Raw genomic sequence first — 22,200 nt, 5'->3', positions numbered from 1 at the left:
TGTTCTTTGGGTGAACCATCATGGATTCGAATGCCTCATCATCGGAACCCGTTTTGAAGCGTGACGACCGCGACGGCGTCGTCACGCTGCGGCTGAACCGCCCGCAGCAGTTCAACGCATTGTCCGAGGCGATGCTCGCGAGCCTGCACGATGCATTTGCGTCGCTCGCGGCCGATCCGGGCGTGCGCTGCGTCGTGCTGGCCGCCGAAGGCAAGGCGTTCTGCGCGGGCCACGACCTGCGGGAGATGCGCAGCAAGCCCGGGCTCGACTACTACCGCACGCTGTTCGCGCAATGCAGCCGCGTGATGCTCGCGATGCGCGCGTTGCCGGTGCCGGTCATCGCACGCGTGCACGGCATTGCGACGGCGGCCGGCTGCCAGCTCGTCGCCGCGTGCGACCTGGCGATCGCGGCCGATACCGCGCGCTTCGCGGTATCGGGCATCAACGTGGGGCTGTTCTGTTCGACGCCGGCCGTCGCGTTGAGCCGCAACGTCACGGCGAAGCGTGCGTTCGACATGCTCGTGACCGGGCGCTTCGTCGATGCGGCGACGGCCGCCGCGTGGGGGCTCGTCAACGAGGCCGTGCCCGAGGACGCGCTCGATGCGGCCGTCGCACGCAAGGTTGCGGAGATCGTCGAGAAGAGCCCGGCCGCGGTGCGTTACGGCAAGCAGATGTTCTATCGCCAGCGCGAGTTGCCGCTCGACGAAGCCTACGCGTATGCGGGCGACGTGATGGCGCGCAACATGATGGAAGAGGACGCGGGCGAAGGCATCGATGCGTTCCTCGAGAAGCGCAAGCCGACGTGGCGCGTGTAGTGCGTCGCTGGATGGCGCGCCGAACGGAGCGCAAGGGCAGTCATCCACGCGTGTCCTGCCCGCCGGAAAGCAAACGGGCCGCTCGAGGCGGCCCGCAAATCACGCGGCAGGCGAGGCGATGCAACAGCGCCGCCGCATCGACGCCGGTCAGCGCCCGTAGCTTCCGGTGCGCGGCGCGGGCTGTTCGCTCGACGCACTCGGCGGCACGATCACGACCGGCACACGCTGCGCGAGCGCGCACATCAGCTCGTAGCCGATCGTGCCGCTGGCTTGCGCCACGTCATCTACCTTGACCTGGTCGCCCCACAGCTCGACGCTCGACCCGATGCCCGCGTTCGGGCACGGCGTCAGGTCGACGGTGAGCATGTCCATCGACACGCGGCCGACGACGCGCGTCATCACGCCGTCCACCGCGATCGGCGTGCCGGTCGGGGCGTGGCGCGGATAGCCGTCCGCATAGCCGCATGCGACCACGCCGATCCGCATCGGCCGGTCGGCCGTGAAGCGGCGGCCGTAGCCGACGGTTTCTTCCGGCGCGAGCGTTTGCACGCCGATGATCTTGCTGGTGAGCGTCATCGCGGCCATCAGCGGCGTGTCGGCGATATCCCGCGCCGCACCCGTCGGCGATGCGCCGTACAGGATCGTGCCGGGCCGCACCCAGTCGCGGTGTGCGCGCGGATGCCACAGCACGGCAGCCGAATTCGACGTCGAGCGCTCGCCCGGAATCCCCGCCGTGGCCGCATCGAACTGGTCGAGCTGCCAGTCGACTTCGCCTTCGTCGGCGTTCGCGAAATGCATCATCAGCGTGATCTTGCCGATCGACGGCGCGTTGGCCGCGCGTTCCCACGCGGCACGGAAAGCGGCAGGCCGGTAGCCAAGCCGGTTCATCCCGGAGTTCATCTTGAGCTGGATGTCGATCGCCTGCCGCGGCTTTGCCGCGATCAGCAGGTCGAGTTGTTCGTCGCAGTGCACGGCTACCGTCAGGCGGTGGCGATCGGCGAGGTCGACGTCGGCCGGCTCGAAGATCCCTTCGAGCAGCAGCACGGGCTTGTCCCAGCCGAGCTCGCGCACGCGCACGGCTTCGTCGAGATCGAGCAGCGCGATGCCGTCGGCGGTGGCGAGGCCCGGGTAGATCCGCTCGATGCCGTGGCCATATGCGTTGGCCTTGATCACGCCCCACACGCGCGATCGCGCGGCGGTGCGGCGGATGAAGTCGAGGTTGTGGCGGACAGCGTCGGGGCGGATATGGGCGACGATGGGACGGGGCATGGCGATGTCTCGGGTCGGATGTCGTTCGGTGCGCGCGGCGGCCTGGCGCGACAATGCGCCGGGCCAGTGTTGAACGCTATCTTATTGGTGTTCGACCAGTTTTAATTAACGTTTTTGTCGATGATTTGGTGGAAATTGTGGTGCCCGACCAGGCTGGCCGCGACGGCCGGCGACCGCTCCAGCCGAGTCTCCCGTCTAGAAAACCGGTGCGCGAACGGCACGGCGCAATGCTAAGCTCTCGGCGATTTTGTCATTGGTCAATGTAATCATAAAGGAGGAGACTTTTGATGACGACGTCCCAGCTGTGCCTGTTCATCGTGGCGCTGTTGCCGTTTTCGATGACGTTTCTCGCGAAAGCCCGCAAGGGCTACGACAACCGCGCGCCGCGCGACTACCTGGCGAAGCTCGAAGGCTGGCGCGCCCGCGCGCAGGCCGCGCACCAGAACGCGTGGGAGGCGCTCGCGCTGTTCACGGCCGCGCTGGTGGTCGCGTGGCACAACGGCGCGAACCTGCATCGCGTCGACCAGCTTGCGATGGCATTCGTCGCGATCCGCGTCGTCTATATGCTGATGTACCTGCTGAACTGGGCGTCGCTGCGTTCGCTCGTGTGGTTTGGCGGGATGGCGTGCGTGGTCGCGCTGTTCTTCGCTGCGCCGTAAGCGGCGCATGCGGGCGAGGCCGGCGCGTTACTTGCCGGTCGCGCCGCCCGTGCCGCGCACGAGACTGTCGTTGGATGCGGGCGCAACGATCGGGCCCGCGACCGGTGCCGCTTCCGCTTCCGCTTCGCGGCGCAGGAACTCGATCAGCGGATCGAGCAACCGGTGCCGCGTCGACGGGTTGCGGCGCAGCACGAAGCGCCACGACGCAGCGCGTTCGATGCCCGGCTTCAACGGCACCAGGCGGCCGCTGCGCAGCTCCGGCTCGATCAGCGGCATGCGGCCGAGCGCGATGCCCGCGCCGCCGACCGCCGCGCCGATCACCTGGCTGAAACTGCTGTAACGGACGATCTTCGTCTCGAAGTCGCCCGGCAAGCCGAATTCGGATGCCCAGTTGCGCCAGTCGATCTCGGGGCTGTCCTCGTGCATCTCCTGCAGCAGCCGCGAGCGGCACACGTGCCCCGATGCGTACGGAAACAGCTCGGGGCTGCATACCGGGAACACGGTCTCCTGCATCAGCACGTCGTCGTCGGCCCGCAGCCGGTGCGCGGGCACGTGCACGATCGCCAGATCGACGCCGCTGCGCGCGTAATCCGGTTCGTCGTCGAGCACGACGGCATGCAGCGGCGTTTCGGGATGAAGCGACGAGAATTCCGCGAGGCGGCGTGCGAGCCACATCGCCGAAAACGGCGCGTTGGCGGATACGGTGAGCCGTTGCGCGGTGCCGCGAATGTCGGCGCAGGCGTCGGTCAGCCGCGACAGCGCATCGCTGACCGCCGGCAGCAGGCGTGCGCCGGCCGGCGTGAGGCTGATGCCGCCGAGCCCCGTGCTGCGTTCGAGCAGCCGCGCGCCAAGCGATTCCTCGAGCGTGCGGATCTGGTGACTGACCGCGCTCGTCGACACGTTCAGCTCGACCGCCGCGCGCGCGAACCCGCCGAGGCGGACGGCCGCCTCGAAAGCCCGCAATGCGCCGAGGGGAGGGAGGTGCGACATGCGGGGTATTGTAGTTGACTCAACACCCGTTGAAAAATCATCTTTTGCCGCGCGCGGGCCGCGCGGGTAGCCTCGATCCGGTCAAGAAAAAACGTCATCAGACACGACTGGAGGGCTTCATGTATTTCGACCGACGACTATGGGCAATGATGGCGGGACTGCGCTGGCGGGTCGCCGGGGCCGTCGCGCTCGGCCTGCTCGCGATGGGTGTCGGGATCCTGCGCTTCGTCTTTCTCGGCCGCGTGCTGGCGCTGGTGTTTTCCGGCGCGCCGGCGCGCAGCATCGGCGAAGCCGTCGTTGCAACGGCGGTCTGCGTGCTGCTGCGTGCATGGCTCGACCATCGCCGCACGGTGCTCGCGCAGCACACGGCCGGGCGCGTGCAGGCCACGCTGCGCGCGCGGCTGTTCGACCGGATCGCGGCGCTCGGCCCCGCATGGTTCAGCGGTGAGCGCACGGGCGGCGTGATGCTGGCCGTCGTCGACGGCGTCGAGCAGCTGCAGACCTTTTTCGGCACCTACCTGCCGCAGCTCGTGATCGCCGCCTGCGCGCCGGTGATGATCTTCGCGGTGCTCGCGTGGTGGGACGTGCCGACGGCCGCGATCCTGCTGGTCGCGGCGCTCGTCACGCTCGCGCTGCCGCAGCTCGTGCATCGCGCCGACAAGCGCGCGGCGCTCGCGCGTTCGGCCGCGTTCAAGGCTTTCGGCGAGGAGTTTCTCGACGCGGTGCAAGGCCTGCCGACGCTGAAGGCGTTCGGGCAAGGCACGGCATTCGGCGCGAAGCTGGCCGCGAAGGCGCGCGCGCTGTCCGGCAGCACGTTCTGGGTGCTCGCACTCGGCCTGCTGACGCGGCTCTTTACCGATCTCGGCACCGGCCTCGGCGCGGCCGCCGCGATCGCGGTCGGCGCATGGCGCGTGCGGCACGGCGACATGAGCCTCGAGGCGCTGCTGATCGTGCTGATGGCCGGCAGCGAAATCTTCCGGCCGCTGCGCGACCTGCGTTCCGTGCTGCACCAGGGGATGATCGGCCAGTCGGCGGCGAATGCGATCCACGCGCTGCTCGACGCCGGCAGCCACGCGCCGGCCGCCGATGCGCCGCGCGTGCCGGGCCTGCGGCCGGAGATCGCGTTCGACGCCGTCAGCTTCGCGTATCCGGGGCGCCGCGCCGGCGCGCATGCGGCGCTGAGCTTCTCGGTGCGCGAGGGCGAGACGGTGGCGATCGTCGGGCCGAGCGGCGCGGGCAAGTCGACCATCGTGCGCCTGCTGCTGCGCCAGCACGATGCGCAGGGCGGCGTGATCCGCATCGGCGGTCACGACGTGCGCACGCTCGATGCCGGCCAGGTGCGCGAGATGATCGCGGTCGTCGCGCAGGATGCGACGCTGTTCGACGGCAGCGTCGCCGACAACCTGCGGCTCGGCCGCCCCGATGCGAGCGACGCGGACATGATCGCCGCGGCGCGCGCCGCCAACGCGCACGATTTCATCTCGGCGCTGCCCGACGGCTACGCGACGCGCATCGGCGAACGCGGGCTCATGCTGTCGGGCGGCCAGCGCCAGCGCCTCGCGATTGCCCGCGCGCTGCTGCGCGATGCGCCGATCCTGCTGCTCGACGAGGCGCTGTCGTCGGTCGACGCGGAGAACGAAGCGCTGATCCAGCAGGCGCTCGACCGGCTCACGCGCGGGCGGACCACGCTCGTGCTCGCGCACCGGCTGTCCAGCGTGATCGGCGCCGACCGCATCCTGGTGCTCGACCAGGGGCAGGTGGTCGACGAAGGCACGCACGCGGCGCTGATCGCCCGTGACGGCCCGTATCGCCGGCTGATGGGGCCGCAACTGGAAGCGGTCGCCGAATCGGTCGGTGTGGCGACGACGGCCGGCGCGACCGCGCGCGCGTCGTCGGGGCCGCAGGTGCGGCCGCTGAACGACGATGCGGCGGCGATCGGCTGGCCGGAAACCCTGCGGACGCTGCTGCGCTTCGTGCGGCCGTGGCCGGGCAAGGTCGTGCTGACGGTGTTGTTCGGGATCGGCCGCGTGCTCGCGTTCATCGGCGTCGGCGTGATCGGCGCGCGGGTGGTCGGCGCGGTGCCGGGCGGCCACGTGAGCCCGGTGCTCGTCACCGCGCTGCTCGTGATCGCGCCGGTGGCGGCCGTGCTGCACTGGCTCGAATCGTGGCTTGCGCACGACATGGCGTACCGGCTGCTCGCGGAAATGCGCATCGCGCTGTTCGGGACGCTCGAACGCCTCGCGCCGGCCGGGCTGCTGCGCCGCCGATCCGGCGATCTCGTGTCGCTCGCGACGCAGGACGTCGAGACCGTCGAGTATTTCTATGCGCACACGCTGGCGCCCGCATTCGTCGCGGTGCTCGTGCCGGCCGCCGTGCTGGTGCTGCTCGCGTCGGTGGCCTGGCCGCTCGCGCTCGCGCTGCTGCCGTTCCTGTCGTGGGCCGGGCTCGCGCCGGTGCTGGCGCGGCGCGATGTCGACCGGCTCGGCACCGGCGCACGCGAAGCGCTTGGCCAGCTCGGCGCGCACCTGACCGAAACGATCCAGGGGCTCGCGGAGCTGACCGCGTTCCAGGCCATCGCGCGCCGGCGCGCAGCGTTCGTGGCCGAAGTCGATGCGTACCGCAAGCAACGCGCGAAGCTGCTCGACGACCTGTCGGCGCAGAGCGCCGCGCTGGAAATCGCGAGCGGGCTCGGCGGGCTGGTCGTCGCGGCGCTCGGCGCGCTGCTGTGCGCACGCGGCTGGTTTCCGCGCGAGTCGTTGCCGCTGCTGGTGCTGGTCGCGGTGGCCGCCTTCATGCCGGTGGCCGAAATCGGCCAGGTCGCGCGCCAGCTCGCCGACACGATCGCGTCGACGCGCCGTTTGCGCGCGCTGGAGAAGGAGCCGGTGCCGGTGACGGACGGCACGCTTGCGATGCCTGCCGATCCGGCGGTGCGTTTCGAGGCCGCGTCCTTCACTTACCCGGGCCGCAGCGTGCCCGCGATCGACCGCGTGAGCTTCGAGGTGCCGCCCGGCAGCACGATCGCGCTGGTCGGTGCGTCCGGCGCCGGCAAGTCGACGGTCGCGAGCCTGCTGCTGCGCTTCTGGGATCCGCAGCAGGGCCGCGTGACGCTCGGCGGCGTCGACCTGCGCGACTTGCGGCTCGACGACCTGCGGCAGCACATCGCGCTGGTTGCGCAGGATACCTACCTGTTCAACGACACGCTCGAAGCGAACATCCGGCTCGCCGCGAACGACGCGTCCGACGCGGACGTGCGGCGCGCGATCGACCATGCGGCGCTCGGCGAATTCGTCGCGAGGCTGCCGGACGGGCTCGCGACGCGCGTCGGCGAGCGCGGCGTGCAACTGTCGGGCGGCCAGCGCCAGCGTGTCGCGATTGCGCGCGCGTTCCTGAAGGATGCGCCGGTGCTGATCCTCGACGAAGCGACGTCCCATCTGGACACGATCAGCGAGCAGCAGATCCGTGCGGCGCTGGAAGACCTGATGACGCAGCGCACGTCGATCATCATCGCGCACCGGCTGTCGACCGTGCGCTATGCCGACCTGATCCTCGTGATGGAGCACGGCAGCGTGATCGAAGCCGGACGGCATGCCGACCTGATCGCGCGGCAGGGTGCGTATGCGCGGCTCGTGTCGCATCAGGCGAGCGGGGTAGCGGCGTAAGCGGCGCTGCATCGGTGCGCGGCCCACCGGCTGGACCGCGCGCATTCCGCAACATTCGCTGAGCCGCACCGGCGATTGCCGGCATCGCGGCGGCAGCCGCTCCGGCATGACGCCGCGCGTCGAAGCGCTGACGATCCGCGCTGACAGACGGGCTGGCAGACGGGCTGACAAGCGGACCGACAAGCGGACCGACAAGCGCGCTGGCGGTGGCGATCCGCGCCGCGCGGTTGCGCCGCCATCCTCCTCTCGCGCGTGACGCCCGGCGCGGCAAACCTGCCGGTCCGCGCCAGTCACCGCCAACCGCTCGTCAGACGTCGCCATCGACCCGCGCGGCACGATCCGGCCCGGCCCGGCCTAGCCCGGCCGCTTCGCCCCCGGCCCGCATTCCCTTTCCTCCGATTTATCCGCCTCGCACGTCGCGGGTTTGTCTCGATGCATTTATCCGTTGCGGACTTTTTTGTTGTCGTAGTATCGCCGTTGACAACACATGTTGCACTAATGTCTAATTCGGCATCGCATGTTGCGGTGCGGCTTGATGTCGTCGTCCCGCCGGCCGTCCGGCCGGTCACATCGCTCAATCATGCGGAGAGAAACCATGAGTCGCCGTTCCTTCCTGAAAGCCGTCGCGGTCGTTGCCGCGCTCGGCGCAAGCCTCGCGCACGCGGATACCAGGACGCTCGTCGTCGGCACCGACACGTCGTTCATGCCGTTCGAGTTCAAGCAGGGCGACAAGTACGTCGGCTTCGATCTCGACCTGTGGGCGGAGATCGCGAAGGACCAGGGCTGGAAATACACGATCCAGCCGATGGATTTCGCGGGCCTGATCCCGGCGCTGCAAACGCAGAACATCGACGTCGCGCTGTCGGGGATGACGATCAAGGAAGAGCGCAAGAAGGCGATCGACTTCTCCGCGCCGTACTACGACAGCGGTCTCGCGGCGATGGTCCAGACCGGCAACACGACGATCAAGTCGATCGACGACCTGAACGGCAAGGTGATCGCCGCGAAAACCGGCACGGCGACGATCGACTGGATCAAGGCGCACCTGAAGCCGAAGGAGATCCGCCAGTTCCCGAACATCGACCAGGCGTACCTCGCGCTCGAAGCCGGCCGCGTCGACGCGGCGATGCACGACACGCCGAACGTGCTGTTCTTCGTGAACAACGAAGGCAAGGGCAAGGTGAAGGTCGCGGGCCAGCCGGTCAGCGGCGACAAGTACGGGATCGGCTTCCCGAAGGGCAGCCCGCTCGTGCCGAAGGTCAACGCGTCGCTCATGAAGATCCGGGCCGACGGCCGCTATGCGCAGATCTACAAGAAGTGGTTCGGCGCCGAGCCGCCGAAGATGTGAGCGTGACGCCGCAACAGCGCGCGGCCGTGCGGCCGCGCCGGTCTTGAATCGAACGGGGAGCGACAAGTGAATTTCGATTGGTCGGCGATCTGGGCGGCGTTGCCGGACCTGATGGACGGGGTCCGGTTGACGGTGTTCATCGCATTTTTCGGGCTGGTGGGCGGCTTCGTCGTCGGGATGATCGCGGGCATGTTCCGCGCATACGGACCGAAGGCGATGAACGTGCTCGCACAGGTTTATATCGAATTGATCCGCGGCACGCCGATCGTCGTGCAGGTGATGTTCCTGTATTTCGCGCTGCCGTTGCTCGCGCATATCCGCATCGACGGCCTGACGGCCGCGATCATCGCGATCACGGTGAATTCCGGCGCGTATCTCGCGGAAGTGGTGCGCGGCGCGCTGCTGTCTATCCCGAAGGGGCTGACGGAAGCGGGGCTCGCGATGGGCTTGTCGATGCCGCGCGTGCTGCTGAAGGTGGTCGGGCCGCTGGCGTTCCGGCGCCTGATCCCGCCGCTCGGCAACCAGTGCATCGTAAGCCTGAAGGACACGTCGCTGTTCATCGTGATCGGCGTCGGCGAACTGACGCGCAAGGGGCAGGAAATCATCGCGGGCAATTTCCAGGCGGTTGAGATCTGGACCGCCGTGGCGGTCATCTACCTGTTGCTGACCGGCGCCATGACGTTGACGCTGCGGCTCGTCGAGAAGAGGATGCGCATCCTATGAGCATGATCGAATTCCAGAACGTGTCGAAGAGCTTCGGCCACGTGCCGGTGCTGAAGCACATCGACCTGAAGATCGACGCGGGCGAGGTGGTCGTCGTGATCGGGCCGTCCGGCTCGGGCAAGTCGACGATGCTGCGTTGTATCAACGCGCTCGAGAAAATCACCGGCGGCGAGTTGCTCGTCGACGGCCAGAGCGTGCGCGGCAACGCGACGACGATCCGCAACATCCGGCTCGAGGCCGGCATGGTGTTCCAGCAGTTCAACCTGTTTCCGCAGATGACCGCGCTCGAGAACGTGATGTTCGGGCCGATCCAGGTACGCGGCGCATCGCGTGCCGACGCGCGCGACCAGGCGATGGCGCTGCTCGACAAGGTCGGCCTCGAATCGCGCGCGAATCATTATCCGTCTGAGCTGTCGGGCGGCCAGCAGCAGCGTGTCGCGATTGCGCGCGCGCTCGCGATCCGGCCGCGGCTGATGCTGTTCGACGAGCCGACCTCGGCGCTCGATCCGGAATTGCGCCACGAAGTGCTGAAAGTGATGCAGGATCTGGCTACCGAAGGGATGACGATGATCGTCGTCACGCACGAGATCGGCTTTGCGAAACGGGTCGGCACGCGCCTGCTGTTCATGGATCAGGGCGGGATTGCCGAGGACGGCCATCCGGTCGACCTGATCGACCGGCCGCCGACCCCGCGCCTGAAGGAATTCCTGAAACACGTGTCCTGAACGATATCGAAACATCCGACATGCCGCTTTCCCTTTCTCCCGTCATCGCCGGCGCGCCGTTCGACATCGGCGTGCGCCTCGGCGAGCTCGCCCGCCCCGTGTTCGATGCATACATGCAGCAGAGCAGCGCGTGGCACGCCGTGCGGCGCTGGCGCGGCCATCCGTTCGTCGCTGCGCTGCGGCAGGCCGCGCTGGCGGCGTACCCCGATCTCGTCGCGGAACTGGACGGGATCGCGGCCGGCATCGGCTGGCCGGCCGAGGACATCTTCCTCTGGAATTGCCGCGGCGAGCTGATCCACAACGCGCCGGACGGCTGCACGACGCTCGCGGCGCGCGGCGCTGACGGCACGCGCTGGATCGCGCACAACGAGGACGGCGATCCGTTCCTGCGCGAGCGCTGCCTGCTCGTCGACGTGCAGCCGGCGGGCAAGCCGGGCTTCATCAGCTTCTACTACCCCGGCTCGCTGCCGGGCCATACCTTTGCGGCGAACCGGGCGGGCATCGCGCAGGCGATCAACAACCTGCGGATCCGCACGCCGGCAGCGGGCGTGCCGCGCATGATCCTCGCGCGCGCGGTGCTCGATGCGACGTCGCTCGACGCGGCGGCCGACGTGCTGCGCGGTCATGCGCGCGCAAGCGGCTTTCATCACACGATCGGTGCGACCGGCGATGAACGCTTGCTGAGCATCGAGGCGAGCGTCGCGCGCTGTTCGGCGATCGACGTCGCGCGGCTCGCGGGGCATGCGAACCATCTCGTGCATCCCGGCTGCGACGCGGAGGCGCAGATCGTCACGCAATCGTCGGCCGACCGCCAGCGCCGCGTCGATGCGCTGACGCCCGCCATCGACGCGATCGACGAAGCCGCGCTGCGGCGCGTGCTAGGCGATCGCGCCCCGGAAGGGTTGCCGATCTACCGCGACGATCCGGCCGACCCCGACGACGAGAACACGCTGGCCACGACCGTGTTCGCGATCGGTGCGGCATCGATCGATTTCACCATTCACCAACACGGCACGCCGCGTTTCGCGACGCGCATCGTGCCGTCCGGACGCGCGCACGACGCGTCCTGATCCATGAGGCAACGCATGACGACCGTTTTCCATCGCGCTCCGCGCGTCACCTTGCCCGTTGCCGTCGCAGGCGACGGCATCGAGATCATCGACTCGACCGGCAAACGCTATATCGACGCCTGCGGCGGCGCGGCCGTTTCGTGTCTCGGCCACAGCAACCAGCGCGTGATCGACGCGATCAAGCGACAGGCGCAGCAACTGGCGTACGCGCATACGTCGTTCTTCACGACCGACGTGGCGGAGGAGCTGGCCGACCGGCTCGTCGACGCCGCGCCGGCCGGCCTCGAACACGTGTATTTCGTGTCGGGCGGCTCCGAGGCGGTCGAGGCCGCGCTGAAGCTCGCGCGCCAGTATTTCGTCGAGAAGGGCGAGCCGCAGCGCCGCCATTTCATCGCGCGGCGCCAGAGCTATCACGGCAACACGCTCGGCGCGCTCGCGATCGGCGGCAACGCATGGCGGCGCGAGCCGTTCCTGCCGCTGCTGATCGAGGCGCACCACGTGAGCCCGTGCTATGCGTACCGCGACCAGCAGGCAGGCGAAACCGACGACGCGTATGCGCAGCGCCTGGCGGACGAGCTCGAGCAGAAGATCGTCGAGCTCGGCGCGGACAACGTCGCGGCGTTCGTCGCGGAGACGGTGGTGGGCGCAACGGCCGGCGCGGTGCCGCCGGTGCGCACGTACCTGAAGAAGATTCGCTCGGTGTGCGACAAGTACGGCGTGCTGCTGATCCTCGACGAGATCATGTCGGGGATGGGCCGCACGGGTTACCTGTATGCGTGCGATGAAGACGGCGTCGCGCCCGACCTGCTGACGATCGCGAAAGGGCTCGGCGCGGGCTACCAGCCGATCGGCGCGACGCTCGTCAGCGACCGGATCTACCGGACGATCGTCGACGGCTCGGGTTTCTTCCAGCATGGCCACACGTACCTCGGCCATGCGACCGCATGTGCGGCGGCGCTCGAAGTACAGCGCGTGATCGCCGAAGAGAAGCTGCTCGACAACGTGAAGGCACGCGGCGAGCAGTTGCGCGCGTCGCTGCGCGAGCATTACGGCGCGCATCCGCATATCGGCGACGTGCGCGGCCGCGGGCTGTTCGTCGGCGTCGAGCTCGTGCGCGATCGCGACAGCAAGGCGACGTTCGATCCCGCGCTGAAGCTGCATGCGGCGGTCAAGCGCGAAGCGATGCAGCGCGGGTTGATGGTGTATCCGATGGGCGGGACGATCGACGGCGTTCACGGCGATCACATCCTGGTCGCGCCGCCTTTCATCTGTACCGCGCAGCAGATCGATACGATCGTCGAGCGGCTGTCGGGCGCGATCGGTGCGGCGCTTGCTGCGGCCGGTGCGTGACCGCATTCATCGAACCTTGTCCGGACATCGCCATGACCAACAGATTGCCTCCGTTCGATCCCGCATCGGCCACCGACGAACAGAAGGCCGTGCTGGCCGACATTCTCAGTGGTCCGCGCGGCAACCTGAACGGGCCGTTTCTCGGCTGGATCGCCAGCCCCGAGCTGGCGCAGCATGCGCAGAAGCTCGGCGCGTTCTGCCGCTACCGTACGGGCCTGCCACTGCGCCTGTCGGAACTCGCGATTCTCGTGACGGCCGCACGCTGGCGCTCGCAGGCCGAATGGCACATCCACCATCCGATCGCGCTCGACGCTGGCGTGCCGGCCGCGACGGCCGACGCAATTCGGCGCGGCGTCGCGCCCGCATTCGAGTCGGACGACGATGCGCTGATCCATGCATTCGCGACCGAACTGTACGACACGCGGCGCGTGAGCGACGCGACGTTTGCCCGGGCGCAAGCGCGCTTCGGCCACGAGACCGTCGTGAATCTCGTTGCGCTGCTCGGCTATTACGCGCTCGTCGCGATGACGCTGAACACGTTCGGCATGCGCGCGGAAGGGCAGACTGAATTGCCGTTTCCTGAGTAACGGCGGCGCGTCGAAGGTGCCGGAGCAGGGTGGCGATACGTCTGACGAACGCCGCGCCGACCTGTTCCGGCACAATGCAACCAAATGTATTCGCGCGGGATCGACGGCCGATCGCCGCGTATGATGGCTTGTTCACGTCGATATGAGCGGTGAGCAAGCATGACGAGTACCCGCAAAACCTTGATGATCGCCGGTGGGCTCCTGGTCGCCGCAGCCGGCACTGCCTACGTGATGCTCCTGCGTGCGGATCACCGCGCGATCGAAGAGGCCGGCATCGGCGATTCGGCCGCGCCGGTTGCCGCGGCACCCGCGAACAACGATCACGCGGTGCAGGGCGCCATCGCGCCGCCAGCCCCGGCAGCCCAGGCCGATACGGCATCGAAGCAGGCAGCCGTTCCGCCGCCTCCACCCGCACCCGTCCCGGCAGCACCCGCGCGTGTCAGCGCCGCATCGGCTCCCGTTCCCGTCGTCAGCGAGAAAGCGCAGCCGAGCGCGCCGCCGCCGAAGGTCAACGTCGTGACCGTCGATGCACAGGATTCGACCCCGCCGCCCGCACCCGCGCAGGTCACGCAACGCGCGCCGCGCAAGCGTGACGGCCTCGAACGCCACGCGGCCGCGGCACCCTCCGCCACGCAATCCGAAACGCCGGAGACGGCCGCCCTCGTCAGGGAGTCGGCGAAGCTCGATCCGTCGTTGCCGCCGCCGCCGATGTCGTCGATGCCGTCGAGCAGCGGTGCGTACCGGCAGGGCCGTTCGTCGTCGGGTGCGAATCCGGTTGCCGCTGCGATGACCGAGCAACTGGTCAGGGAGTCGAGCAACGTCAAGCCGCCACCGTCACCGGCGCCGGCGAACAGCGGCCCGACCGCCACCCAGTAACCGCGATCGCTTCCGGAATAAAAAGGGCCCCGCACGCCGACCAAAGCATGCGGGGCCAAGAGAGACAAACTGTTGCGCCGACGGGCTGACGCGCGTTACGCGGCGACCGCTTCTTCGGCCTGCGGCTGCGCGGCGGCAACCGGTGCAACGTCCTGCCGGATCAGGTGATCGAACGCGCCGAGCGATGCCTTCGCGCCTTCGCCCACGGCGATCACGATCTGCTTGAACGGCACCGTCGTCACGTCGCCGGCCGCGAACACGCCGGGCACCGACGTCGCGCCGCGCGCATCGACGACGATCTCGCCGTGCTTCGACAGTTCGACCGTGCCTTTCAGCCATTCGGTGTTCGGCACGAGGCCGATCTGCACGAACACGCCTTCGAGATCGATGCGCTGCGTTTCATCCGAGCGCAGATCCTTATAGACGAGCCCGTTCAGCTTGCTGCCGTCGCCGGTCAACTCGATCGTTTGCGCCTGCGTGACGATCGTCACGTTCGGCAGGCTGCGCAGCTTGCGCTGCAGCACTTCGTCCGCGCGCAGTTGCGCGCCGTATTCGATCAGCGTGACTTCCTTCACGATGCCGGCGAGGTCGATCGCGGCCTCGACACCCGAGTTGCCGCCGCCGACCACCGCGACGCGCTTGCCCTTGAACAGCGGGCCGTCGCAGTGCGGGCAGTACGCGACGCCGCGATTGCGGTATTCGCGCTCGCCCGGCACGTTGATTTCGCGCCAGCGCGCGCCGGTTGCGAGGACGATCGTCTTCGCCTTCAGCACCGCGCCGTTCGCGAGGCGGATCTGGTGTACGTCGCCCGGAATCAGCGCGTCGGCGCGCTGCACGTCCATGATGTCGACGTCGTACTGCTTCACGTGCTGCTCGAGCGCGGTCGCGAATTTCGGCCCTTCGGTTTCCTGCACCGACACGAAGTTCTCGATGGCCATCGTGTCGAGCACCTGGCCGCCGAAACGCTCGGCGACGACGCCCGTCGCAATGCCCTTGCGCGCCGAGTAGATCGCCGCCGCCGCGCCTGCCGGGCCGCCGCCGACGATCAGCGTATCGAACACCGGCTTGTTCTCGAGCGACTTCGCGGCACGTGCGCTGGCGCCCGTATCGAGTTTCGCGAGGATTTCCTTCACGCTGCTGCGGCCCTGGCCGAACGATGTGCCGTTCAGGAACATCGTCGGCACGGCCATGATCTGGCGCGACTCGACTTCATCCTGGAACAGTGCGCCGTCGATCGCGACGTGACGGATGCGCGGGTTGATCAGCGACATCACGTTCAGCGCCTGCACGACTTCCGGGCAGTTCTGGCACGACAGCGAGAAGTACGTCTCGAACGCGTAATCGCCGTCGAGCGCACGGATCTGTTCGATCACGTCGTCGTCGAGCTTGATCGGGTGGCCGCCCGTCTGCAGCAGCGCGAGCACGAGCGACGTGAATTCATGGCCCATCGGGATGCCGGCGAAGCGGATGCCGGCCGGCTTGCCGGGCTCGCCGATCGAGAACGACGGCTTGCGCTCGGCGTCGTCGCGGCGTTCGGTCACGGTCACACGATCCGTCAGCGACGCAATCTCGTTCAGCAGCGCCAGCAGTTCCTGCGATTTCGCGCTGTCGTCGAGCGAGGCGACGAGTTCGATCGGGCGCGTGATCTTTTCGAGGTACGCTTTGAGTTGATTCTTGAGATTGGCGTCGAGCATGGCGTTTCGGATTCCGTATTGATGATTCTGGTCGGGCACGTCGTGCCGGAGGAGGGCGCGGGCCGCATGCCGCGGCGGCCCGGAATCGGGCGTCCCGCGCGCCTCGTGCGAGGCGCGCGGAGCGATCGTCAGATCTTGCCGATCAGGTCGAGCGACGGGGTCAGCGTTTCCGCACCCGGCGTCCACTTGGCCGGGCAGACTTCACCCGGGTGCGCTGCGATGTATTGCGCAGCCTGCACCTTGCGCAGCAGTTCGCCTGCGTCGCGGCCGATGCCGTTGTCGTGGATTTCGCACAGCTTGATCTCGCCTTCCGGGTTGATCACGAACGTGCCGCGCAGCGCCATCCCTTCTTCCTCGATCAGCACGTCGAAGTTGCGCGACAGCGTGAGCGTCGGGTCGCCGATCATCGGGTACTTGATCTTGCCGATCGTGTCCGACGTGTCGTGCCATGCCTTGTGCGTGAAGTGCGTGTCGGTCGACACGCCGTAGATTTCGACACCCAGCTTCTGGAATTCCGCGTAACGGTCGGCGAGGTCGCCCAGCTCGGTCGGGCAGACGAACGTGAAGTCGGCCGGGTAGAACACGACGACGGACCACTTGCCCTTGAAGTTCTCTTCCGAGACGGGCACGAAATCGCCATTGTGGTAAGCGGTTGCCTTGAACGGCTTGATTTGGGTGTTGATGATCGGCATCTGGAGAATTCCTTTGCTTCAGTGGTGAGTGGAGTGTTGCCAGTATCCGGGTTCACCCTGACTTTGTGAAATTGCTTGTTTCAATCCGGGGCATCGGGAATTTCTATCTGCTTCCGGCCCTCGTTTGCGTGGGGTGCGCGGACGGCGCTCGAGAGAGTGCGTGCGCGGGCGCTCGTTCGAGGCAAGCGTGAGGGGAGAGGGTGCACGGTCGCGAGGATCGATACCTTTTCAATCCCGATGCGAAGTGGCGTGACGCACGATTCGGTTACGCCGTGTTCGGCGGGCGGGCCGATTTCCCGGCGAGGCACACGCGATCCTTCTTGCAGGAGCGGTTTAGGGCAAATGCGTCGCACCGGCGCATTTGCATCGCCGCCGCGCACATCGGCTCAGACCTGATAGGGCACGCGAACGCCGGGTTCCGTGGCGGGAAAGTCTTTCGTGTTGCGCGACACGAGCAGCAGCCCGTTCACTTGCGCCGACGCCCAGACGATCGCGTCGGGCAGGCGTATGCGGTGTTCCTTGCGAATGATCACGGCGCGATTCGCCACCGTGCTGTCGAGCGCAATGACCTCGAATGACGAGAGCCATGCGCGGATCGGGGCTTCGTCGCGTGCGGACGCGCCGACCAGGACTTCCATCCACGAGATCGTGCTGATCGCACGATAGTCGTAGCGGCCCAGTTCCGCGCGGGCGGATTCCACGCCGCCCAGATAGTCGATCAGGATGTTGGTGTCGAAGAGCGCTTTTACCATTCCGAGCGCATTTCCTCCTGATACGCGAGCCCGTCGACCTTGCGATCTTTCCAGAGACCGAATACGTCGTCGGCGAGCGGGCGCTTGTGCAGGGCAATGTAGGCACTGATCGCGTCGCGAATGATGGCGGCGCGGGGACGATGTTCAGTCTCGACGATGGCGGCCAGCTCGTCGAGCTGGCCATCCGGCAGATCAACCAGAATCCGGCTCATGACAGCCTCCGATATATGATATGCATATCATATATATTCGATCAGGAGCATGCAACACTCGGGCGGACGCGGCGTCTTCGCGTAAGCCGCTGTCCGGCAACGCGGGAGGCGAGCCGCTCAAATCCCCGCCATCTTCCTCAACCATTCCGCCAGCCGCCTGGCCCCGTCCGGCATGTCCGCGTCGCCGCGCGTGCACAGGTAGTAATCGCGCCCGTCGTCGAGCGTGTGATCGAACAGCTTCACGAGCTCGCCATTCGCCAGCTCGCGTTCGACCAGCGGCGGGCGCAGCAATGCCGCGCCGAGATCCGCGCGCGCGGCGCTCAGCGTGAGCTGGCCGTCCTCGAACATCGGCCCCACCGCGTGCGACACGTGCCGCACGCCGGCGCCTTGCAGCCAGTTGACCCACGTGCTGCGATCCTCGTCGTGCACGAGCGGTGCGCGCGCGAGATCGGCCGGCGTGCGAAACGGCCCGTGGCGCTTCAGGAACGACGGGCTGCACATCGGCACCATCGCGCCCGGCAGCAGCCGCTCGCAGCGGTAGCCGGGCCAGTCGCCGGTGCCGAAGCGGATCGACAGGTCCGATGCGTCGCTGCGGTAGTTGCGGTGATGCGCGTACAGCACGGTCACGTCGACGTCCGTGTTGTCGGCCAGGAACGCGTGCAGCCGCGGAATGAACCAGCCGATGCCGAGCAGCGGTATCAGGCTGACGGTGATCTGCCGCAGCGACGAGCGGTCGCGCACGAAACGCGTCGCGCTGCGCAGCACCGAGAACGCGGCGCTGATCGAGCGGTAGTAGTCGCGGCCTTCGTCGGTGAGCGCGAGCAGCCGGCCCTCGCGCACCGTCAGCGGAGTCTGGATGAACGCCTCGAGCAGCTGCAGCTGATGGCTGACCGCCGACGGCGTGATGTCGAGCTCGCCCGCCGCCGCGGTGACCGACCCGAGACGCGCAAACGCTTCGAACGCACGCACCGCGCGCAGCGGCGGATCGTGGGGTAACTGTTCGATATTTTTCATGTGTCGAATTTTATCGAAAAGTCAGGGTAAGCGACAACATAAAAATATCCAGTATTTACAGTGACATAGGTTAATGTGTGGGGAACGGCATAAGCATCCAACAATTGGGTATTTAGGGTTTTGGTGCTAAATATTTAATATTTTTCATGTTTTGATCCGATTCCCCGATCCATCCCCGCACATGAAAATCGCATTTCTCCACGCCAGCCTCGCTTTCTCGGCGGCCGCCCTGGTCACCTCCGTTCCCGCGTTCGCGCAATCCGCGCCGCAGACGATCCTGATCGGTCTTGCCGCGCCGCTCACCGGCCCGTCCGCGCGGATCGGCAAGGATCTGCAGAACGGCGCGCAACTCGCGATCGACGACGCGAACGCGACGCATCCGACCATCGGCGGCAAGCCGGTGGTCTACAAGCTCGTCGCGGCCGATGACCAGTCCGATCCGCGCACGGCCGTCGCGGTCGCGCAGCAGCTCGTCGACAAGCACGTGATCGGCGTCGTCGGCCACTGGAACACGGGCTGCAGCGTGCCGGCGTCGCGTGTCTACCGCGATGCGGGCATCCCGCAGATCGCGCCGGCGTCCACCGGCCATCAATACACGCAGCAGGGCTATGCGACGGCCTTCCGGATCATGGGTCACGACGATGCGGGCGGCCATTTCACCGGCGCGTACGCGGTGAAGACGCTGAAGGCGAAGCGCATCGCGGTGATCGACGATCGCACGTCGTTCGGCTCGGGCCTGGCCGACCAGTTCATCAAGGGCGTGCAGGCGAACGGCGGCGCGATCGTCGATCGCCAGTACGTGAACGACAAGACGACCGACTTCAGCGGGGTGCTGACCGCGATCAAGGGCAAGCGCGCGGATCTCGTGTTCTTCGGCGGTCTCGATGCGCAGGCTGCGCCGATCGCGCGCCGGATGCGCCAGCTTGGCGTGAACGCACCGCTGCTCGGCGCGGGCGGCTTCGTGAGCCAGACCTTCCTGTCGCTCGCGGGCAAGGACGGCGATGGCGTGACGGCGCTCGAACCGGGCCTGCCGCTCGACCGGATGCCGGGCGGCAAGGCGTTCGACACGCAATACCAGGCGCGCTTCCGCGCCCCGATCGAACTGCATGCGCCGTTCGCGTACGACGCGGCCGCCACGTTGATCGCGGCCGCACAGAAGGCCGGCACGACGCAACCGGCGAAGCTGGTCGCGGCAGTGCGTGCGATCGACCGGCCCGGCGTGACGGGGCGGATCGCGTTCGATGCCGAAGGCAACCTGAAGGACCCGGCCTTCACGATCTACCAGGTGCGCGGCGGCAAGTGGGCCGTCGTCGACGTGCTCGGCGGTTCGCGCACCGCGACCAAGTAAACGACATAGCGCGATACAGCGCGACACAGCGATCCAGCGACCAAGACGATCCCCATGACCGAAACCACCCATCCATCCGCCGCCGCCGAGGACACGCGCCTCGGGATCCTCGCGCGGCGCCGCATCGAAGCGGAAATCATCAAGCCCATCTACGAGATCATGAAGCGCGAGTTCGGCGCCGAGCGCGCGCAGGCCGTGATCGCGGAAGCCGTGCGCGGCGCGGCGGTCGACGCCGGCCGCACGTTTGCCGCGCAGGAGCCTGGCGGCACGAGCGTGAAGTCGTTCATCGCGCTGCAGGTGTTGTGGGAGAAGGACGACGCGCTCGACGTCGAGGTGCGGCGCGCGGACGACGCGCATTACGACTACGACGTGCATCGCTGCAGCTATGCGGAGATGTATCACGCGATGGGGCTCGGCGAGATCGGGCACCTGCTGAGCTGCGCGCGCGACAGTTATTTCATCCAGGGCTATGCGCCGGACATTGCGCTCACGCGTACGAGCACGATCATGCAGGGTGGCAAGCGCTGCGATTTCCGTTACGCGCGGCAAGCCGCGCCGGAGAACGGCGATGCGTGACGACAACACAATGGCCGAGCGCGTGAGCGCGCCGCGCGTCGACGGCGACCGCCTGTGGGCGTCGCTCGACCGGATGGCGCAGATCGGTGCGACGCCGAAGGGCGGCGTCTGCCGTCTTGCGCTGACCGATCTCGATCGCGAATCGCGCGACCTGTTCGTGCAATGGGCGCAAGACGCAGGCTGCACGGTACGCGTGGACCAGATGGGCAACGTGTTCGCGCGCCGCGCGGGGCGCAATCCCGGCGCCGCGCCGGTGATGACCGGCTCGCACGCCGATTCGCAGCCGACGGGCGGCCGCTACGACGGCATCTACGGCGTGCTCGGCGGGCTCGAGGTCGTGCGCGCGCTGAACGACGCGGGCATCGAGACCGAGCGCCCGATCGACGTCGTGATCTGGACCAACGAGGAAGGCTCGCGCTTCGCGCCGGCGATGGTGTCGGCCGGCGTGTTTTCGGGCGTCTATACGCTCGAATACGGGCTGTCGCGCACCGACGGCACGGGCCGGACGATCGGCGAGGAACTGGCGCGGATCGGCTATGCGGGCGCGGAGCCCGTCGGCGGCTATCCGGTGCATGCGGCGTACGAGTTGCATATCGAACAGGGCGCGATTCTCGAACGGGCGGGCAAGACGATCGGCGTCGTGACGGCCGGGCAGGGGCAGCGTTGGTACGAGGTGACGCTCACCGGTGTCGATGCGCACGCGGGCACGACGCCGATGGCGTTCCGTCGCGACGCACTGGTGGGCGCCGCGCGGATGATCTCGTTCGTCGAGGTGCTCGGCCGCCGTTACGCGCCGGACGCGCGCGCGACGGTCGGGATGATCGAGGCGCGGCCGAACTCGCGCAATACCGTGCCGGGCGGCTGCTTCTTCACGGTCGAATTCCGTCATCCCGACGACGCGGTGCTCGACGAACTGGACGCGGCGCTGCGTGCGGAACTCGCGCGTGTGGCCGACGAAACGGGCCTCGGCGCGCAGATCGAGCAGATCTTCACGTATGCGCCGATCCCGTTCGCGCCGCGCTGCATCGACACGGTGCGCGATGCGGCACGGGCGCTCGGGCTGTCGCACATGGATATCGTGTCCGGCGCGGGTCATGACGCGTGCTATGTGGCGCGTGTGGCACCGACCGGAATGATCTTCGTGCCGTGCGTCGACGGGCTGAGCCACAACGAGGCCGAAGCGATTACGCCCGAGTGGGCGGCGGCAGGCGCCGACGTGCTGTTGCATGCGGTGCTGCAAAGCGCGCAGGAAACCTGAGCCTGGGTGCGGCGGCGGTGGTCCGGCGCAGTGTGTTCTCCGGTCGGGCCACGCCGGTTTCCGCCTGACGACGCGAGCGCGTGGTTCGAGTCACGCTCCAGGCGGTTGCCGATCGATATATCGCCGCATCACATGGAATGCCGTATCGGCGCGCCCCGGCATCGCCACCGTCGCGCCATCGGCTGCGAAGCCGAGCTTTTCATAGAAGCGGTACGCGGCTTCGCGTGCCGTGCACCACACGAGCGCGGCCCCGCGTGCTTGCGCGTGCCGCACGCAAACCTGCACCAGCACGCGCCCGAAGCCCATTCCGCGAACGGCAGGATGGACGGCCATCCCCCGAAGCCGCCACGCCGGCCGCGCATGATCGTCGTCGCGCAACTCCTCACAGAGCGACGCAACGGCGACGATGCCCGACGCGTCGCGTACGCCGACATGCAGTGTCGTCGGCGCATGGTCGCCGGCCAGTTCGCACGCGCCCAGATCGCCATTCAGCAGGATCATTGCCCGGAGCGGGTGCGTCTGCGCGGCGTCGATCGGTGCGATGGTGAACAGCGTGTCGCCTGACGTCATCAACGTTCCTTGA

Annotated in this window: 21 protein-coding genes; 13 read left to right on the top strand and 8 right to left on the bottom strand. The window is 67.8% G+C overall.

Features of this window, described 5'->3' with window-relative positions; genetic code table 11:
* Nucleotides 1–20: 20 nt before the first annotated feature.
* Complete coding sequence (locus LGN17_RS01750; RefSeq protein ID WP_226194909.1) at nt 21–815, top strand: enoyl-CoA hydratase; 795 nt, start codon at nt 21–23, stop codon at nt 813–815.
* Nucleotides 816–962: 147 nt separating this feature from the next.
* Here LGN17_RS01750 and alr read toward each other — a convergent pair whose 3' ends face one another.
* On the bottom strand, nt 963–2,084 hold the full coding sequence (alr, locus tag LGN17_RS01745) for an alanine racemase (RefSeq protein ID WP_226194908.1): 1,122 nt from the start codon (nt 2,082–2,084) through the stop codon (nt 963–965).
* A gap of 287 nt (nt 2,085–2,371) precedes the next feature.
* On the opposite strand from alr, the gene LGN17_RS01740 reads away from it, so the two are divergent.
* Entirely contained in the window at nt 2,372–2,743 is a 372-nt protein-coding gene (locus LGN17_RS01740; protein ID WP_226194907.1) for an MAPEG family protein, read from the top strand.
* 27 nt (nt 2,744–2,770) lie between these two features.
* Here LGN17_RS01740 and LGN17_RS01735 read toward each other — a convergent pair whose 3' ends face one another.
* A complete protein-coding gene (locus LGN17_RS01735; RefSeq protein ID WP_226194906.1) occupies nt 2,771–3,733 on the bottom strand; it encodes a LysR family transcriptional regulator in 963 nt (320 codons plus the stop codon).
* 119 nt (nt 3,734–3,852) lie between these two features.
* Between LGN17_RS01735 and LGN17_RS01730 the strand changes: the two genes are divergently transcribed.
* The 8 genes from LGN17_RS01730 to LGN17_RS01695 all read left to right on the top strand — a co-directional run bounded on the left by LGN17_RS01730 (nt 3,853) and on the right by LGN17_RS01695 (nt 14,071).
* On the top strand, nt 3,853–7,392 hold the full coding sequence (locus LGN17_RS01730) for an ATP-binding cassette domain-containing protein (RefSeq protein ID WP_226194905.1): 3,540 nt from the start codon (nt 3,853–3,855) through the stop codon (nt 7,390–7,392).
* A 595-nt stretch (nt 7,393–7,987) separates the two neighbouring features.
* Nucleotides 7,988–8,740, top strand: a complete 753-nt coding sequence (glnH, locus tag LGN17_RS01725) for a glutamine ABC transporter substrate-binding protein GlnH (protein WP_226194904.1) — start codon at nt 7,988–7,990, stop codon at nt 8,738–8,740.
* Nucleotides 8,741–8,806: 66 nt separating this feature from the next.
* Nucleotides 8,807–9,463 (top strand): glutamine ABC transporter permease GlnP, encoded by a 657-nt coding sequence (gene glnP / locus LGN17_RS01720; RefSeq protein WP_059607785.1) that lies wholly within the window; start codon nt 8,807–8,809, stop codon nt 9,461–9,463.
* Nucleotides 9,460–10,188: a glutamine ABC transporter ATP-binding protein GlnQ gene (glnQ, locus tag LGN17_RS01715; RefSeq protein WP_059237091.1), complete on the top strand. Its 729-nt coding sequence runs from the start codon at nt 9,460–9,462 to the stop codon at nt 10,186–10,188. Before glnP ends, glnQ begins: the two co-directional genes overlap by 4 nt.
* Before the next feature lie 20 nt (nt 10,189–10,208).
* Nucleotides 10,209–11,258, top strand: a complete 1,050-nt coding sequence (locus LGN17_RS01710; RefSeq protein ID WP_226194903.1) for a C45 family autoproteolytic acyltransferase/hydolase — start codon at nt 10,209–10,211, stop codon at nt 11,256–11,258.
* 15 nt (nt 11,259–11,273) lie between these two features.
* A complete protein-coding gene (locus LGN17_RS01705) occupies nt 11,274–12,608 on the top strand; it encodes an aspartate aminotransferase family protein (RefSeq protein WP_226194902.1) in 1,335 nt (444 codons plus the stop codon).
* 32 nt (nt 12,609–12,640) lie between these two features.
* A complete protein-coding gene (locus tag LGN17_RS01700; RefSeq protein WP_226194901.1) occupies nt 12,641–13,195 on the top strand; it encodes a carboxymuconolactone decarboxylase family protein in 555 nt (184 codons plus the stop codon).
* A gap of 159 nt (nt 13,196–13,354) precedes the next feature.
* A complete protein-coding gene (locus LGN17_RS01695; RefSeq protein ID WP_226194900.1) occupies nt 13,355–14,071 on the top strand; it encodes an extensin in 717 nt (238 codons plus the stop codon).
* A gap of 95 nt (nt 14,072–14,166) precedes the next feature.
* Here the strand turns inward: LGN17_RS01695 and ahpF are convergent, their stop codons facing one another.
* The 5 genes from ahpF to LGN17_RS01670 all read right to left on the bottom strand — a co-directional run bounded on the left by ahpF (nt 14,167) and on the right by LGN17_RS01670 (nt 18,435).
* The gene (ahpF, locus tag LGN17_RS01690) at nt 14,167–15,765 is read right to left on the bottom strand and encodes an alkyl hydroperoxide reductase subunit F (protein WP_226194899.1); all 1,599 of its coding nucleotides are present in this window, start codon (nt 15,763–15,765) and stop codon (nt 14,167–14,169) included.
* 128 nt (nt 15,766–15,893) lie between these two features.
* Nucleotides 15,894–16,457 (bottom strand): alkyl hydroperoxide reductase subunit C, encoded by a 564-nt coding sequence (ahpC, locus tag LGN17_RS01685; RefSeq protein ID WP_006488685.1) that lies wholly within the window; start codon nt 16,455–16,457, stop codon nt 15,894–15,896.
* A gap of 386 nt (nt 16,458–16,843) precedes the next feature.
* Nucleotides 16,844–17,209 (bottom strand): type II toxin-antitoxin system VapC family toxin, encoded by a 366-nt coding sequence (locus tag LGN17_RS01680; protein WP_226194898.1) that lies wholly within the window; start codon nt 17,207–17,209, stop codon nt 16,844–16,846.
* Complete coding sequence (locus tag LGN17_RS01675; RefSeq protein ID WP_175950590.1) at nt 17,203–17,421, bottom strand: ribbon-helix-helix protein, CopG family; 219 nt, start codon at nt 17,419–17,421, stop codon at nt 17,203–17,205. The genes LGN17_RS01680 and LGN17_RS01675 overlap by 7 nt, the downstream gene beginning before the upstream one ends.
* 117 nt (nt 17,422–17,538) lie before the next feature.
* Nucleotides 17,539–18,435 (bottom strand): LysR substrate-binding domain-containing protein, encoded by an 897-nt coding sequence (locus LGN17_RS01670; RefSeq protein WP_226194897.1) that lies wholly within the window; start codon nt 18,433–18,435, stop codon nt 17,539–17,541.
* Nucleotides 18,436–18,616: 181 nt separating this feature from the next.
* Between LGN17_RS01670 and LGN17_RS01665 the strand changes: the two genes are divergently transcribed.
* Genes LGN17_RS01665 through LGN17_RS01655 form a run of 3 tightly spaced genes read left to right on the top strand, consistent with a single transcriptional unit; the run spans nt 18,617 to nt 21,617 of the window.
* Nucleotides 18,617–19,783: a branched-chain amino acid ABC transporter substrate-binding protein gene (locus tag LGN17_RS01665; protein WP_226194896.1), complete on the top strand. Its 1,167-nt coding sequence runs from the start codon at nt 18,617–18,619 to the stop codon at nt 19,781–19,783.
* A gap of 54 nt (nt 19,784–19,837) precedes the next feature.
* Entirely contained in the window at nt 19,838–20,359 is a 522-nt protein-coding gene (locus LGN17_RS01660) for an L-2-amino-thiazoline-4-carboxylic acid hydrolase (RefSeq protein ID WP_226194895.1), read from the top strand.
* Nucleotides 20,352–21,617, top strand: a complete 1,266-nt coding sequence (locus tag LGN17_RS01655; RefSeq protein ID WP_226194894.1) for a Zn-dependent hydrolase — start codon at nt 20,352–20,354, stop codon at nt 21,615–21,617. The genes LGN17_RS01660 and LGN17_RS01655 overlap by 8 nt, the downstream gene beginning before the upstream one ends.
* A 90-nt stretch (nt 21,618–21,707) precedes the next feature.
* Here LGN17_RS01655 and LGN17_RS01650 read toward each other — a convergent pair whose 3' ends face one another.
* A complete protein-coding gene (locus LGN17_RS01650) occupies nt 21,708–22,187 on the bottom strand; it encodes a GNAT family N-acetyltransferase (protein WP_226194893.1) in 480 nt (159 codons plus the stop codon).
* Nucleotides 22,188–22,200: the final 13 nt, after the last annotated feature.

This window comes from Burkholderia sp. AU30280 (assembly GCF_020420125.1).
Classification (GTDB): Bacteria; Pseudomonadota; Gammaproteobacteria; order Burkholderiales; family Burkholderiaceae; genus Burkholderia.
Note: the sequence above shows the minus strand (reverse complement) of the source record. Positions and strands in the feature narration are given on the sequence as shown.